General features: G+C 48.5%; 15 protein-coding genes. All 15 read left to right on the top strand.

The features are described 5' to 3' along the window. Positions 1-105: 105 nt before the first annotated feature. Positions 106-882: an acyl-CoA dehydratase activase gene (locus tag Q0393_RS05665; RefSeq protein ID WP_298978571.1), complete on the top strand. Its 777-nt coding sequence runs from the start codon at positions 106-108 to the stop codon at positions 880-882. Further along, positions 879-1,988, top strand: a complete 1,110-nt coding sequence (locus tag Q0393_RS05660) for a double-cubane-cluster-containing anaerobic reductase (protein ID WP_298978570.1) — start codon at positions 879-881, stop codon at positions 1,986-1,988. Before Q0393_RS05665 ends, Q0393_RS05660 begins: the two co-directional genes overlap by 4 nt. Positions 1,989-2,056: 68 nt before the next feature. After that, entirely contained in the window at positions 2,057-2,914 is an 858-nt protein-coding gene (locus tag Q0393_RS05655; protein WP_298978569.1) for a substrate-binding domain-containing protein, read from the top strand. Further along, complete coding sequence (locus Q0393_RS05650) at positions 2,907-3,683, top strand: 4Fe-4S binding protein (protein WP_298978568.1); 777 nt, start codon at positions 2,907-2,909, stop codon at positions 3,681-3,683. The genes Q0393_RS05655 and Q0393_RS05650 overlap by 8 nt, the downstream gene beginning before the upstream one ends. Then, positions 3,683-4,510, top strand: coding sequence for a radical SAM protein (locus Q0393_RS05645; RefSeq protein ID WP_298978632.1), 828 nt, complete (start codon positions 3,683-3,685; stop codon positions 4,508-4,510). Before Q0393_RS05650 ends, Q0393_RS05645 begins: the two co-directional genes overlap by 1 nt. Before the next feature lie 265 nt (positions 4,511-4,775). Further along, complete coding sequence (locus Q0393_RS05640) at positions 4,776-6,317, top strand: flavocytochrome c (protein ID WP_298978567.1); 1,542 nt, start codon at positions 4,776-4,778, stop codon at positions 6,315-6,317. 275 nt (positions 6,318-6,592) lie between these two features. Continuing rightward, complete coding sequence (locus Q0393_RS05635) at positions 6,593-7,033, top strand: cytochrome c3 family protein (RefSeq protein WP_298978566.1); 441 nt, start codon at positions 6,593-6,595, stop codon at positions 7,031-7,033. Continuing rightward, positions 7,030-7,692 (top strand): NapC/NirT family cytochrome c, encoded by a 663-nt coding sequence (locus Q0393_RS05630; RefSeq protein WP_122872970.1) that lies wholly within the window; start codon positions 7,030-7,032, stop codon positions 7,690-7,692. Before Q0393_RS05635 ends, Q0393_RS05630 begins: the two co-directional genes overlap by 4 nt. Positions 7,693-7,974: 282 nt before the next feature. After that, complete coding sequence (gene proB, locus Q0393_RS05625; RefSeq protein ID WP_298978565.1) at positions 7,975-9,096, top strand: glutamate 5-kinase; 1,122 nt, start codon at positions 7,975-7,977, stop codon at positions 9,094-9,096. A gap of 48 nt (positions 9,097-9,144) precedes the next feature. Then, positions 9,145-9,300, top strand: coding sequence for a hypothetical protein (locus Q0393_RS05620; RefSeq protein ID WP_298978564.1), 156 nt, complete (start codon positions 9,145-9,147; stop codon positions 9,298-9,300). A gap of 204 nt (positions 9,301-9,504) precedes the next feature. Beyond that, a complete protein-coding gene (locus Q0393_RS05615) occupies positions 9,505-10,761 on the top strand; it encodes a glutamate-5-semialdehyde dehydrogenase (protein ID WP_298978561.1) in 1,257 nt (418 codons plus the stop codon). A 386-nt stretch (positions 10,762-11,147) separates the two neighbouring features. Continuing rightward, positions 11,148-11,891 carry an amino acid ABC transporter substrate-binding protein gene (locus tag Q0393_RS05610; RefSeq protein ID WP_298978559.1) on the top strand — a complete coding sequence of 248 codons (744 nt, stop codon included), beginning with the start codon at positions 11,148-11,150 and terminating at the stop codon, positions 11,889-11,891. A 93-nt stretch (positions 11,892-11,984) separates the two neighbouring features. Beyond that, positions 11,985-12,734, top strand: a complete 750-nt coding sequence (locus tag Q0393_RS05605) for an amino acid ABC transporter substrate-binding protein (protein ID WP_297905416.1) — start codon at positions 11,985-11,987, stop codon at positions 12,732-12,734. After that, entirely contained in the window at positions 12,731-13,399 is a 669-nt protein-coding gene (locus Q0393_RS05600) for an amino acid ABC transporter permease (protein WP_005871287.1), read from the top strand. The genes Q0393_RS05605 and Q0393_RS05600 overlap by 4 nt, the downstream gene beginning before the upstream one ends. Continuing rightward, positions 13,399-13,720, top strand: a 322-nt coding sequence (locus Q0393_RS05595) for an ATP-binding cassette domain-containing protein (RefSeq protein WP_298978557.1), incomplete at its 3' end; no start/stop codon positions are given. The genes Q0393_RS05600 and Q0393_RS05595, both read left to right, overlap by 1 nt.

The raw sequence follows: 13,720 nt of genomic DNA, 5'->3' as shown, positions 1-13,720 counted from the left end.
GCCGCAAGCCTACGCTAAATTTCAGCAGTCTAAAAGCTTAAAAAGACTAACATTCAAATCAAAGTTCTACGGCGTAGAAATATTTTTCGACGGATTTAAAATTTTATGCATTTTATCGGTATCGACATCGGCTCTACCTCGTCAAAGGTCGCCGTTATGGACGAACGCGGCGAATTTTGCGAGCTATTTTTGCTGCCAAGCGGCTTTAGCGCGGTCAAGGTCGCGCGCCAGATCAAGCAAGCCTTAGAGCAAAAAGGCTACGCAGAGGGCTTCGTGACGGCTACGGGCTACGGACGCGTCAGCGTGGACTACGCGCAGCTTAGCATGAGCGAAATTTTATGCCATGGCCTTGGGGCGCACTTTTTGTTTGAGCCTGATTGCACCGTCATCGACGTGGGCGGGCAGGATACGAAAGCGATCAAGATCGAAAATGGCAAGCCCACGGATTTTATCATGAACGACAAATGCTCGGCCGGCACGGGCAAATTTTTAGAGATCAGCGCGGGGCGTTTGGGGCTAGAGCTAAGCGAAATTTACAAAACCGCCCGCAAAAATCCCGCGATCAAACTAAGCTCGACCTGCACTGTTTTTGCCGAGAGCGAGATCGTCTCGCTAAGCGCAAATGGGGCTGAAACGAGCGAGATCGCCTACGCCATCGTGGACTCCTCGGCGCACAAGGTCGCCGCTCTCATCAAACGGCTGGAAAATCAAATTTACTTTTTAAGCGGCGGACTTAGCAACGTGCCGCTATTTAAACAGCTTCTAGGCGAGCATCTGGGGGCTGAAATTTTTACTCACGAAAACGCAATCTACTGCGGCGCGATGGGCGCTTCGCTTATCGGCGCACGCAAAGCAAATGAAATTTCAAAGGAGACGAGATGAAGATGGATTTTGACGCGCTTAAAAAGCGCAACGCAATGGCTCTGCACGATCTAAAAGAGCAAGGCAAACACGTAGTGGGGATGTTTTGCACCTATTCACCAAAGGAGCTTATTTACGCCGCGGGCGCCGTGCCGGTTGGGCTTTGCGCCTATGACGAAAGCCCGATAGACGCGGCTCACGCCGAGCTTCCGCGCAATCTTTGCCCGCTAATCAAGGCAAGCTACGGCTACGCAGTTACCAAAAAATGCCCCTATATGAACGCCAGCGATCTCGTCATAGGCGAAACGACCTGCGACGGCAAGAAAAAGATGTATGAGCTACTGGCAAAACATAAGGACGTCCACGTGCTGCAGCTGCCGAATATGAGAGACGGCAAGAGCTTGGAACTTTTTACCGACGAGCTTAGGGAATTTCGCAAAGTTTTAGAGCAAAAATTTGATACGAAAATCACCGATGAAGCGCTGCTCGATGCGGTGCAAATTTACAACGAAGAGCGCAAGGTGATGTTGGAGCTTTTAGAGCTTGGCAAACTAAATCCGATGCCGGTAGCGGGCAGCGAAATTCATCAAATTTCATTTGCGAGCGACTTCATATACGATAAACGCGAAAAGCTTAAGATGATACGCGCCTACATAGCCGCCGCGAAGGAGATGACGCCGCCGAAAACTCGCAAAAAGCGGATCATCATCACCGGCTGTCCAAGCGGAGGCGTGTATGAAAAGGTTATCAAGCAGATCGAAGATCTTGGCGCGGACGTGGTAGCCTTTGAAAACTGCTCCGGCACCAAAGGCTATCAAAACCAAGTGCAAACGAAGGGCGATCTGGTCGCAAATATCGCCGAACGCTACCTCAAAATCCCCTGTTCGGTGATGTATCAAAACGACGCCAGAGGCGATATTATAAAGGAATTTATCCACGAGTATCAAGCGGACGGCGTCGTTGATGTCGTGTTAAGCGGCTGTCACACCTACGCGATCGAGACAAACAAAATAAAGGAGGCAAGCAAAGAAGCGGGAGTAAGCTATATGAGTCTGGAGACTGACTACTCCAAACAGGACGTTGGGCAAATTCGAACGCGCCTAGAGGCGTTTATAGAACTGCTTTAAGCGGGTAGCTCGAAATTTTAAAATAAAGAGCTTTGTAAATTTAACAATCCAAAGAAAGGAGAGATTGCATGAAATTTAAAGAGATAGACGCATCTCGTCGCGGCTTTTTAAAAGGAGCTTTGGCAGCGGCAGCCATCGCCGGACCCGAATCGATGCTCGCCGGCTTCACGCCGTTTAAGCCCGATTCGCTGCAAGTTTGGTCGTGCGGAGGACTATCTGAAGCTTTTGCGCAGATAAACGCAGCATACGAGTCCAAAACGGGGCATAACATCCAGTACACCGGCGCCTTTGCGGGGGCGCTCGGGAAGTCGCTGCTAGCCTTGCAGGGCAAGACAGAGGTTTTCGGAGCTCGCGTTTTGGAGCTAAGCCAAAAACTACGCAAGGCTGGCCTTAGCCTTCGCTTTAGACCGCTATGTTTTACCGACTACGTCTTAGTGGTGCCGAAAGGAAATCCCGCGGGCATTCGCGATCTGAAGGATCTAGCGGAACCCGGCGTGCGGGTGATGCTGCCGCTAAGGGCATCGCCTCCGGGCAGCGGACCGGTAAAGGGAATTTTAAAAAATTCAGGTCTCACAGGGCCCGTTATGAAAAATATGGTCGCCAACGGAGCGTGCGTAATTACCATGATGTGCGATCTCGTAGAGGGCAAGGGCGATGCGTCCATCATCGAAAAGCGCCTAACGACGCACGATAGGTTTAAAGACAAAATCGAATACATGCCTATCGACGAAAAACTCATCCCGCCGGGGCCGCTTACCTTTACGCTAAATATCATGAAATACGTAAAAGACGAGAAGCTTGCCGATGACTTTGCGGACTTCGTCTGCTCGGACGGGCAGGAAATTTTCGAGCGACACGGCTTTACCTCCATCCATTCGGCGCGCGGGCTTGAACTCATAGAAAGGTTTGGTGTAAAAGATGTTTAGTATCGTAAATATGGCAAAGATGAAAAAAGTCTCTAGGCTAACTAAAATTCGTCGTTTGGTGCAGCTGATTTTTATCGGCGCGATCGGGCAATGGGCGTATTACGGGATTTTTAGATGCCCATTTATCGTGCCTTTCGTAAACTGCCAATCCTGTCCGATCGTTACGTGCTGGGGGCGGATCGCGACCGTGTTTTTCGGCTTTTGGCTGTTTATACCCGTGCTGGTTATTTTCCTCGGGCGCGCGTTTTGCGGCTGGCTTTGCCCTGGCGGATTCGTAAATCAAATGCTCGGCAAATTTGCCGCTTTTAAGCTCAAACTAAAAAATAACAGAAAGCTACGATATGCGCAAATAGGCATGGTTATAGCCGTTTTGCTTAGCGGGGGCGTATATTTCATCTACGGCAATCCTCGCGTCATGATCCCTATCCGTACCAGCGACGAGTATCTCAACGCCGTTATCATGTCCTTTAAATTTTCCGACTGGTACTGGGCGGTTCGCACTGCCGTCGTCGCAGCTCTCATCGCTGCGTCCTTGATCGTCGCAAATTTATGGTGCCGCTTCGCCTGTCCTAGCGGCGGCATAATGGAGCTGCTGCGTAAAATTTCAATATTTCGCGTTTATAAAACAGATGCCTGCGATAACTGCAACGCCTGTTTGCGCAAATGCGAAATGGGCACGAGACCGGACGAGATGAACTGCACGAACTGCGGAGATTGTATGGACGTTTGCCACACAGACGCCATAAAATTCGGAAGGAAAAAAGATTGATGAATTTTTTCGCCAAACCCTCCTTCGACAACCACCCCTGCTTTAGCAAAAAAGCGTCCGCCGCCTACGGGCGCGTGCACCTTCCCGTAGCGCCGAATTGCAATATCCAATGCAATTTTTGCAACCGCATCTACGACTGCGCCAACGAAAACCGCCCCGGCGTAACAGAGAAGGTGCAAAGCCCGGACGAGGCCGTGCTATACGTGGAAAATCTATTTAAATTTAGACAGGATATCTCTGTCATCGGTATCGCAGGCCCCGGAGATCCTATGTGTGATGCCGATAAGACCCTAGCTACCTTTGAAAAATGCAAAGCCCGCTTCCCTCACGCCCTACTTTGCTTATCCACAAATGGCCTATCTTTGCCCGAGCACGTGGATGATATCGTGCGCATCGGCGTGAGCCACGTGACGGTAACGGTCAATGCCGTAACGCCCGAAGTGGGCGGCAAAATTTATGCGTGGGTACGCCACGGAAATAGAATTTACCGCGGCGAAGAGGGCGCTAGAATTCTTCAGGCGTGCCAAGAGGAGGGGATCCGCAAGCTAAAAGAGGCAGGTATGATCGTAAAGATAAACACTGTCGTAATCCCCGACGTAAATATGGATCATGTCTCCGAAATTGCGGAAAAAGCAAAAGAGTGGCAGGCTGATATCATGAACTGTATGGCGATGATCCCCGTGCATGATACCCCTTTTGCAAATATCAAATCGCCCTCGAATGAAGAAATTCGCAGTATGCGAAAGCTAATCGGCGGCTCTATGGCGCAGATGACTCACTGCAGCAGATGCCGCGCCGACGCATGCGGCAAGCTTTGCGAGAGATAAAAGGCCTGCTTTTAGCTGGTCTTTTATCCGGCGCAGAATACACTCTCATAGCGAACGTAAAATTTTATGAAGAGATTTAAATTTAGAATTTGTCTAAATTTAGAACTAGCAAGCAGCCGATAAGCGGCTTTTTGGCTGCGGCGCTTTCTAAAAATTTAAAAACGATTTTTAAATAATATTATTTTGCTTTTATTTAACTTTGGCTATAATTCTCCCAAAATTAGGCATCAAAAAAACCGTATAACGGTAAAATAAAGGAGACATCATGGAAAGACGTGATCTGCTCAAAATGAGCCTAGTTGGCGCGGGTGCTTTAGCGCTCGGCTCCGTAAACGCAAACGCTGCGGTTAACGCTAAAGACGTCAAATTTGACGAAGAGTGGGACGTAGTTATCGTTGGTTCAGGCTTTGCCGGACTTGCGGCCGGTATAACAGCAGCCGAAAAGGGCAATAAAGTCCTAATCCTAGAAAAGATGGGACGCGTAGGCGGTAACTCCGTAATTAACGGCGGCATATTTGCCGTTCCAAACAGCGACAAGCAAAAAGCAGAAGGCATCAAAGATAGCAACGAGCTATTTATCAAAGACTGCCTAAAAGCCGGCCGCGGCCTAAACCACGTAGATCTAATCGACACCATCGCTACTCGCGCGCAAGACGCATATAAACTAACTCTAAAATGCGGCGCTAAATACATAGATAAAGTTACTCACGCAGGCGGACACAGCGTACCTAGATCGCTTCAAACCGCTAACGGCTCGGGTTCGGGTATCGTTCAGCCGATGGTAGAATACTTTAAAAACCTACAAGGCTGCGAGCTAAGACAAAGAGCTAAATTTGACGAATTCGTCCTAGGCGAAGACGGCGGCGTAGACGGCGTGATCATCAGAGAGGATTATAAATTTGATCCAAAGAGCCAAAAAGACGACGCCGAAAACACTACCGGAACTAAAAAAGTTATAAAAGCTAAAAAAGGCGTAGTACTAGCCGCAGGAGGATTCTGCCGCGACGTATTCTTTAGACAGGTTCAAGACCCATCTATCCTACCTACCACAGATAGCACCAACCACCCTGGCGCAACCGCAGGCGCTATGAAAGAGGCATTTAGGATCGGCGCAACTCCAGTGCAGCTAAGCTGGATACAGTTTGGTCCATGGGCATGCCCTGATGAAAAAGGCTTTGGCGTTGGCTCTATGTTTAACGTAAACGGAAGCTTCCGCTACGGAATTTCAGTCGATCCAAGAACCGGCAAACGCTATATGAACGAGCTAGCAGACCGCCGCACCCGCTCTCAAGCTATGTTTAAAGTAATCGACGCAAAAGCCGATATCTATCCTATCAACTTCTGCGATAGTGATGGCGTAAAAAACATGGTCATACCTGAGCACTACACTAAACCGCTAGAATCAGGCGTACTAAAGAAATTTGAAACCCTAGACGAACTAGCGGCTTTTTATAAAATCCCTGCCGCAGAGTTAAAAAAGACCGTCGAGAGATATAACAGCTTCGTTAAATCAGGCAAGGACGAAGACTTTGGCAAACCAATGGATAAAACCACTACAAACGGCGTAGATATCTCCAAAGCGCCTTTCTATGCTATGCGCGGTACTCCAAAACTTCACCACACCATGGGCGGCATCGATATCAATACCAAAGCTCAGGTCATCTCTCTACAAACCGAGATGCCTATTCCAAGATTATTTGCAGCAGGTGAGATCACAGGCGGCGTACACGGAGCTAGCCGCTTAGGTAGCGTGGCGATTGCTGACTGCTTAACGTTTGGTATGATAGCGGGTGAGAATATAGGCTAATTTGCGGCGTCTTTCGGACGCTTTTTGCGGATTTTGTTAAAATTTGACTTGATAGGCTATATGCCTTATCTTTGTCAAATTTTAACTTCTTCTGCTTGCAGTTGCGAGCTTGCGAAGCAGAAAACCCCAAAAATTGCCTCGAAATACTTGCAAATCTTATTTCGTATCGCAGGTCAAATTTAAGACTAAATTCGAGAATTCAGCCTGCGATCTTTTTAAATTTGAAGCCGAATTTGCAGTTAAATTTGTAAATTTGACATCCGAAAGGAATTCGCATGAAACATAAAGCGTTTCTCGCCTTGTTTGTATCTATGCTACTATGCTCTTTTGCATTTAGCGCAGGAGCACCAAGCGCAAAGATAACGTCTTTAGTCGATCTTAACGTCACCGACGAGCTGCGAGCCAAACACCCTTTAAAACCTCACCACGAAAAGCTAAGCTTCACCTGTCTTGATTGTCACGAAGGACAAGGAAACGACGCTAGTAAATTTAAATCCATAGGCGATAAAGGCTGTATATCCTGTCACGGCGACAAGAAAAAGATAGCTAAAAGACTAGAATACATGGATCTGCTAAAAGCAAATCCTCACAACTCGGTTCACGACGGCCCTACGCTATACTGCGACGAGTGCCACAACGAGCATAAAAAATCAACCAATATGTGCACGGAGTGCCACGAACACGAAGTTCCGCAATGGATGGGGGTAACGCCATGAAAATTTCAAAGAAAGTACTAGCACTTATTATATTAGTAAGCGGCATTATAGGGTTTTTGGTGGTACTTCCCGTGCATTACGCCCTAGAAGAAACTAGCGGAGAGAAGTTTTGCGTAGTATGCCACGAGATGGATCCTATGGTTATAGCTTATAGTAACGACGTACATAGCGGCAAAGGTAAAAGCGGAGTAAGGGCTAAATGCGTAGACTGCCACATACCTCACGACAACCTAGCCAAATACGTCCTAGTTAAAGCTAAAAACGGATTGATGGAGGGATATATTCATTTCTTTAAAGATCCGGAGGCTATAGACTGGCATAAAAATAGAGAGAAAAGAGAGCACTTCGTATTTGACAACGGTTGCGTTAGCTGCCATACGAATTTAGTGGATAATAAGCTAACCTCAGCCCAGGCTCAAAAGATGCACGCTCACTATCAAAGCTTGCTAAATACGGATAAGCAACTAACCTGCGCTAGCTGTCACGCCGAGGTAGGCCACAGCGGGCTAAACAATATGCTAAACTACTGGAAGCCTGAATACAAAATCTACGAAAAGAAAGCCGCAATCAAAAAAGAAGAGATAAAGAAGGCATATTTCGGGGAGGATTATGTGGGGCCGAAAGTAGAAAATAAAGAAGGCAATGCCACCAAAAAGTAGGCTAAAATGAAGAAAATTTTGCTCGTTAGCGACGACGTGGAGATGCAGCTAAACCTCAACGCCGCGCTTTAGCAAGGATCCGGTAAATTTTAAGTCAGTAAAATTTCGCGCGATAACGGGAGTTTATCTCCCGTTACGATCTTCGTAGACGGACTATCTCTACGCTTTATTAGAATTACTCGGGAATAAATTTAAACCAAAAGCTCGCATCTACTCAGCTCAAAGCATAAAATTTAAAATAAGCCGTTTTCGATATAATTTTCAAAAATTTCGGAGCGGAAAATGGGTAGAAAAGAGCTTCTGGGCGGCGCAAAACGTATCGTCGTAAAAATCGGTACCTCAACGCTTACCAATGCGGACGGTTCGCTAAATGAGCGGCTTATCAAAAGTCTAGTCGCGCAAATTTGCAAGCTAAAAGATGCAGGCTTTTGCGTGGCTTTGGTAAGCTCGGGTGCCGTAGGCGCGGGTATGGGGCTGCTAGGCATCGCGCAAAGACCTAAAATTTTAAGCCGCAAGCAGGCTCTAGCGGCGGTCGGACAGGTCGCGCTGATGCATCTTTACGAGCGGCTGTTTTGGGCGCATGACCGCATTATCGCGCAGCTGCTGTTAAGCCGAGGCGATTTTAGCGACAGGGCGCGCTATCTTAGCGTGCGAAACGTCTGCGCGGAGCTGCTCTCGCGCGGCATCGTACCGATCATAAACGAAAACGACCCCGTCGTAGCAGATGAACTCAAAGTGGGCGACAACGACACGCTAAGCGCGCTCGTTGCGGGGCTAATCGATGCTGATCTGCTCGTGATTTTAAGCGACATCGACGGGCTGTACGACAAAAATCCGAGCGAGCATGCGGACGTAAAACTTTTAAGCTTTATTGAAAAAATCGACGAGCACGTCGTCAAAATGGCAGGCGGCGAGGGCAGTAAATTCGGCACGGGCGGCATGGCGACCAAGATCGCGGCGGCGCAAATGGCAAATCAGATCGGCACGAGCCTGATCATCGCAAACGGGCGTACGGACGGAATTTTGCTTAAGATAGCGGCGGGCGACGAGGTCGGCACCCTCTTTAGCGCGGGCGCGGCGCGGCTTAGCTCGCGTAAATATTGGCTCGCATACGGCGCGATCAGCAAAGGCGCGGTGATTATCGACGCGGGGGCGGCAGAGGCGATAAAATCGGGCAAAAGCCTGCTTGCGGTCGGGATTACCGAGGTGCGCGGCGAGTTTGAGCGCGGCGAGATCGTAAACGTCTGCGCGACTGACGGCAAGCTGCTGGCGCACGGCATTAGCAACTATTCAAGCTGCGAGCTTGCGCGCATAGCGGGCGCAAAAAGCGATGAGATAGAGCAGACTTTAGGCTACAAAAGCGACGATGACGCGATACATGCGGATAATATCGCGCTGCAATGAAATTTTAGCCGTGTTCTGTGCGTTTAAAATTTCAAACGGAGGGCGAAGATGAAAAAGATTATATTTTTTGCGCTACTTTTGACGGGCGCGGCGTGGGCGGCGAAATTTAACGAACTGGACGCCGATAAAAACGGCGAGCTAGACGTTCTTGAACTGCGCGGATATGAGCCGGCGGATTACGTAAAAGTGCTATGCGCGAATTGAAATGAGAAGGTTGGGCGTAATGCCCGGCGAGTAAGCGAAATTTTGACGTAAGAAAATCCGAAATAAAATGACCCAAAGCGCGCTAAATTTAAACCGCCGTGCGGATAAAAATAAGACGCGCAGGAATTTTAGACGCGATAGAAGCGACGCTTGCGGCATTTATATACGCAACACGCTATTTGATTTATAGATTAAGGAGCGAAAATGAACGAAATTTTAGAGATCTGTAAGCGCGCAAAGGCCGCTTGCGGCGATCTTTTGAGACTTGATAGCAGGGCTAAATTTGAAATTTTAAACGCCGTGGCGGACGAGCTGCTCGCGCAAAAGGACGCGATAAAAACGGCAAACGCCAAAGACCTTGCAAAGGGCGAGAGATCGGGCCTTAGCTTGGCATTGCTGGACCGCCTAAGGCTAACCGACACCCGCATCGAGGCGATGGCGCAGGGCGTGCGCGAGGTGGCGGGCTTTGCTGAAGTCGTGGGCGAAAATTTAGGCGGCTGGAGCCATCCAAATGGCATGCAAATCAGCCGCGTACGCGTGCCGCTGGGAGTGCTGGGTATCATCTACGAGAGCCGCCCAAACGTCAGCATCGACGCGGCGGCGCTGGCGCTAAAAAGCGGCAACGCGGCGATCCTGCGAGGCAGTGCCAGCGCGCTAAATTCGAACATTTTTTTAGTAAATTTATTTAACGAAGCGGGGGCGAAATTCGGTTTACCGACGGGCGCGGTGCAGCTTGTGGAGAGCGCCGATCGCGAAGTAGTGGCACAAATGGCGAAAATGAGTGAGTATATCGACGTTTTGATACCGCGCGGCGGCAAGAGCTTAAAAGATTTTATCGCGCAAAACGCGACCGTGCCGATCATCATGACGGGCGCGGGGGTGTGCCACATTTTCGTCGATGAGAGCGCAAATTTAAGCGAGGCGGTAAAGATAATCAAAAACGCCAAAACCCAGCGCCCGAGCGTCTGCAACGCCGTTGAGTGCGTGCTTTTACACGAGCGCGTGGCGGGCGAAATTTTGCCTGAGCTGGTGCGCGAGATGCCCGAGGTCGAGTTTCGCGTGAGCGAGCAGCTTTTGAGCGCGTGCGCGGATCTGCGAAACGCAAAAAACGTCAAGCTCGCAGGCGAGAGCGACTTTGGCGCCGAGTTTTTGGATCTCGTGCTAGCCGTGCGCGCGGTGCGAGATACGGATGAGGCTATCAGCTTTATAAACGCGCATTCCAGCGGGCATTCGGATACGATTTTAAGCGCTGATTACGCAAACATCGAGCGGTTTTTAAACGAAGTCGGCAGCGCGGTCGTCTATGCCAACGCCTCGACGCGCTTTAGCGACGGCGGCGAGTTTGGATTTGGCGGCGAGATCGGCATCAGCACGCAAAAACTACACGCCAGGGGGCCGATGGGAGTGAGGGAGCTCACGACCTACAAATACGTCGTCCGCGGAGACGGGCAAATTCGTTAGCGGCTTGTCTTTTTCAAAAGGCTTGCCTCGCGAGCGCTTTTGAGAGAAATTTTGCTTCTCTTGCGCTCGCAACTGCAAGCAGAAGTCTAGCTTGCGCAAAATTTTAGCTTCTAACTCAAAAAATCGCCTCGAAATACTTGCAAATTTTATTTTATATCGCAGGCTGAATTCCTTCTGTGATACTTTTACCTAATAAACTTGAAATTTTATAAATCACCTCTGTTAAAATTTTAAAAATATATGACGCTAAAGCTTTACCATACAGGCAAAATTTTGTATCACGTCTTACTAAAATTTAGAATTTTTAATAAAAATTATATATTCCGCACGATATAATCGCGCATCTGCTCGCAGCGCGAGCGATAGCTAAATTTCAAGGAGATTCAATGAAAATATTTAAAGCCCTGCTCGCAACAGCGCTGATCACCGCCGCCCTAAGCGCTAAGACGCTCAAAGAGGGCACGCTCGTAATAGCCACAGAGGGGACTTACTCGCCGTATTCTTTCTATGACGAGAAAAATAATCTTACCGGCTTTGATGTCGATATCGCTCGCGCACTAGCAAAAGAGCTAGGGCTAAAGGCGGAATTTTTAACCGCGCCGTGGGATGCGATGCTCGCGGCATTTGACGCAGGCAAAGCGGACATAGCGATGAATCAAGTAAGCATCACGCAGGAGCGCAAGAAAAAATATAATTTCAGCGAGCCTTACACTGTGGCTTATGCTGCGCTGGTAGTGCGAGCTGATAACGAGGAGATTAAGAGTTTTGCAGATCTTAAAGGCAAAAAAAGCGTCCACTCCGCTACCAGTAACTGGGCTGACATGGCGCGCAGCTACGGCGCCGAGGTTGTTACGGCAGACGGATTTAGCAAGGGCGTGGAGCTTATCATAGCTCGTCGCGCAGACGCTACGATCAACGACAACATCACATTTTTCGACTATATGAAGCAGCGCCCGAACGCCCCGCTAAAGATCGCAGCTCAAGGCAATGAGCCGATCTATTCCGCCGTGCTGCTTAAAAAGGATGATGAGCTGACGGCGCAGATAAATTCCGCGCTAAAATCGCTAAAGCAAAAAGGCGTTCTGAAAGAAATTTCACTTAAATATTTTGGCAAAGACATTACGGAATAAATTCTACGACCGCTTAGTTGAAGCGTGGAATTTTAAACTTAGCTGAGCGGAATTTTGCATTTTAAATTTCGCTCATAAAATTTTGGAGGAATTATGAAAAATTTAATAAAAACTTTGCTTGCGTGCGCGCTTTTAATATGCGGCGCAAACTCTAAAACACTACGCGAAGGTACGCTTAAAGTGGCTACAGAAGGCACCTTTTCGCCATTTTCGTATTATAACGACAAAAATGAGCTCGTGGGATACGACGTAGATGTCGCGCGCGCAGTCGCCGAAAAGCTTGGTCTAAAAATAGAATTTCTAACCGCGCCTTGGGATGCGATGCTTGCAGCATTTGATGCAGGCAAGGCAGACGCTGTGTTTAATCAAGTAAGCATTACTGATGAGCGCAAGAAAAAATATGAGTATTCTGTGCCCTACACCGTCGTTTACGGCGCCATCATCGTGCATAAAGATAACAACGACATTAAAAGCTTCGAGGATTTAAAAGGCAAGAAAAATGCAGACTCCGCTACCAGCAACTGGGCACAAGTCGCTAAAAAATACGGCGCGCAAAACGTAACTGTAGATAGTTTCGCCAAAAGTATGGAGCTGCTGATCGCTCGCCGCGTAGATACTGTCGTGCGCGATAATACCGTATTTTACGACTTTTTAAAGCAGCGCCCGGACGCTCCGATTAAGATCGCTGCAAAGCTAAAAGATGTCGATTATAGCGCTGCAATCGTGCAAAAGGGTAATAAAGAGCTCGCAGATCAAATCAGCAAAGCTTTAAACGAACTCAAAGCCGAAGGCAAGCTAAAAGAAATTTCGCTTAAATATTTCGGCAAAGATGTGAGTGAATGAACGAAACAAGCAGAATTCTAGAGCTTGTTAGTAGCTCGCTAGAGCCGATGGCGCTAGCCCTGCTGCAAGTTACGATCCCGCTTACGATAATCTCATTTCTGCTTGGGCTCGTGCTTGCGGTGCTGACGGCGGTCGCACGCATCGCAAATTTTAAAATTTTAAAGCAGCTAAGCGAAATTTATATTTGGATTTTTCGCGGCACTCCGCTTTTGGTGCAGCTTTTTATCGTCTATTTCGGACTTCCAATCGTTGGGATCACACTTGATGTTTGGGCTGCTGCGATCATTACCTTTAGCCTCAATATCGGCGCTTACGCTTCAGAGGCGGTGCGAGCTGCGATCCTATCAGTGCCAAAGGGGCAATGGGAGGCAGCTACCTCTTTAGGCATGAGCTACGCTCAAATTCTGCGCCGTATTATCGCTCCGCAAGCAGCGCGCATATCGCTGCCGCCGCTATCAAATATATTTATCTCTACGCTTAAAGACACTTCGCTCGTAGCCTCGATTACGATGGTCGATATGTTTATGGTCGCTCAACGTATTGCTGCGCGGGCATTCGATCCGCTCACGTTATACGTGCTGGCGGCGCTATTTTATCTAGCAGTCTGCACCCTTCTTACGTTCTTACAATCCAAGCTAGAGCGACGATTTTCAAGGTTCGTGTGATGATAAAATTTACGAACTTAACTAAGCGCTTCGGCGATCACGTCGTGCTAAATGGGCTAAGCTTAGAATTTCGCGACGGGCAAACGACAGTGATTTTAGGAAGCTCCGGCTCCGGCAAATCCACGATGCTGCGCTGCATAAATCTGCTCGAAATTCCAAGCGGCGGCGAGCTACAGCTAGGCGAGTTTAAGATAAATTTCGACGCTCAACATAAAACAAGCGAATATCATCCATTCCGCGCGCATACGGGCATGGTTTTTCAAAGCTTCAATCTCTTTCCGCACCTCAACGTCTTGCAAAACGTCATCGAAGCACCCGTGC

It is taken from the genome of uncultured Campylobacter sp. (genome assembly GCF_938015785.1).
Classification (GTDB): domain Bacteria; phylum Campylobacterota; class Campylobacteria; order Campylobacterales; family Campylobacteraceae; genus Campylobacter_B.
Note: the sequence above shows the minus strand (reverse complement) of the source record. Positions and strands in the feature narration are given on the sequence as shown.

What these genes read in the sequence shown, in the direction of transcription:
- Q0393_RS05620 (WP_298978564.1), top strand. Translation starts at nt 9,145, where the DNA reads ATGAAAAAGATTATATTTTTTGCGCTACTTTTGACGGGCGCGGCGTGG.
- Q0393_RS05635 (WP_298978566.1), top strand. Translation starts at nt 6,593, where the DNA reads ATGAAACATAAAGCGTTTCTCGCCTTGTTTGTATCTATGCTACTATGC.
- Q0393_RS05600 (WP_005871287.1), top strand. Translation starts at nt 12,731, where the DNA reads ATGAACGAAACAAGCAGAATTCTAGAGCTTGTTAGTAGCTCGCTAGAG.
- Q0393_RS05610 (WP_298978559.1), top strand. Translation starts at nt 11,148, where the DNA reads ATGAAAATATTTAAAGCCCTGCTCGCAACAGCGCTGATCACCGCCGCC.
- Q0393_RS05640 (WP_298978567.1), top strand. Translation starts at nt 4,776, where the DNA reads ATGGAAAGACGTGATCTGCTCAAAATGAGCCTAGTTGGCGCGGGTGCT.
- Q0393_RS05645 (WP_298978632.1), top strand. Translation starts at nt 3,683, where the DNA reads ATGAATTTTTTCGCCAAACCCTCCTTCGACAACCACCCCTGCTTTAGC.
- proB (WP_298978565.1), top strand. Translation starts at nt 7,975, where the DNA reads ATGGGTAGAAAAGAGCTTCTGGGCGGCGCAAAACGTATCGTCGTAAAA.
- Q0393_RS05630 (WP_122872970.1), top strand. Translation starts at nt 7,030, where the DNA reads ATGAAAATTTCAAAGAAAGTACTAGCACTTATTATATTAGTAAGCGGC.
- Q0393_RS05665 (WP_298978571.1), top strand. Translation starts at nt 106, where the DNA reads ATGCATTTTATCGGTATCGACATCGGCTCTACCTCGTCAAAGGTCGCC.
- Q0393_RS05655 (WP_298978569.1), top strand. Translation starts at nt 2,057, where the DNA reads ATGAAATTTAAAGAGATAGACGCATCTCGTCGCGGCTTTTTAAAAGGA.
- Q0393_RS05615 (WP_298978561.1), top strand. Translation starts at nt 9,505, where the DNA reads ATGAACGAAATTTTAGAGATCTGTAAGCGCGCAAAGGCCGCTTGCGGC.
- Q0393_RS05650 (WP_298978568.1), top strand. Translation starts at nt 2,907, where the DNA reads ATGTTTAGTATCGTAAATATGGCAAAGATGAAAAAAGTCTCTAGGCTA.
- Q0393_RS05660 (WP_298978570.1), top strand. Translation starts at nt 879, where the DNA reads ATGAAGATGGATTTTGACGCGCTTAAAAAGCGCAACGCAATGGCTCTG.
- Q0393_RS05605 (WP_297905416.1), top strand. Translation starts at nt 11,985, where the DNA reads ATGAAAAATTTAATAAAAACTTTGCTTGCGTGCGCGCTTTTAATATGC.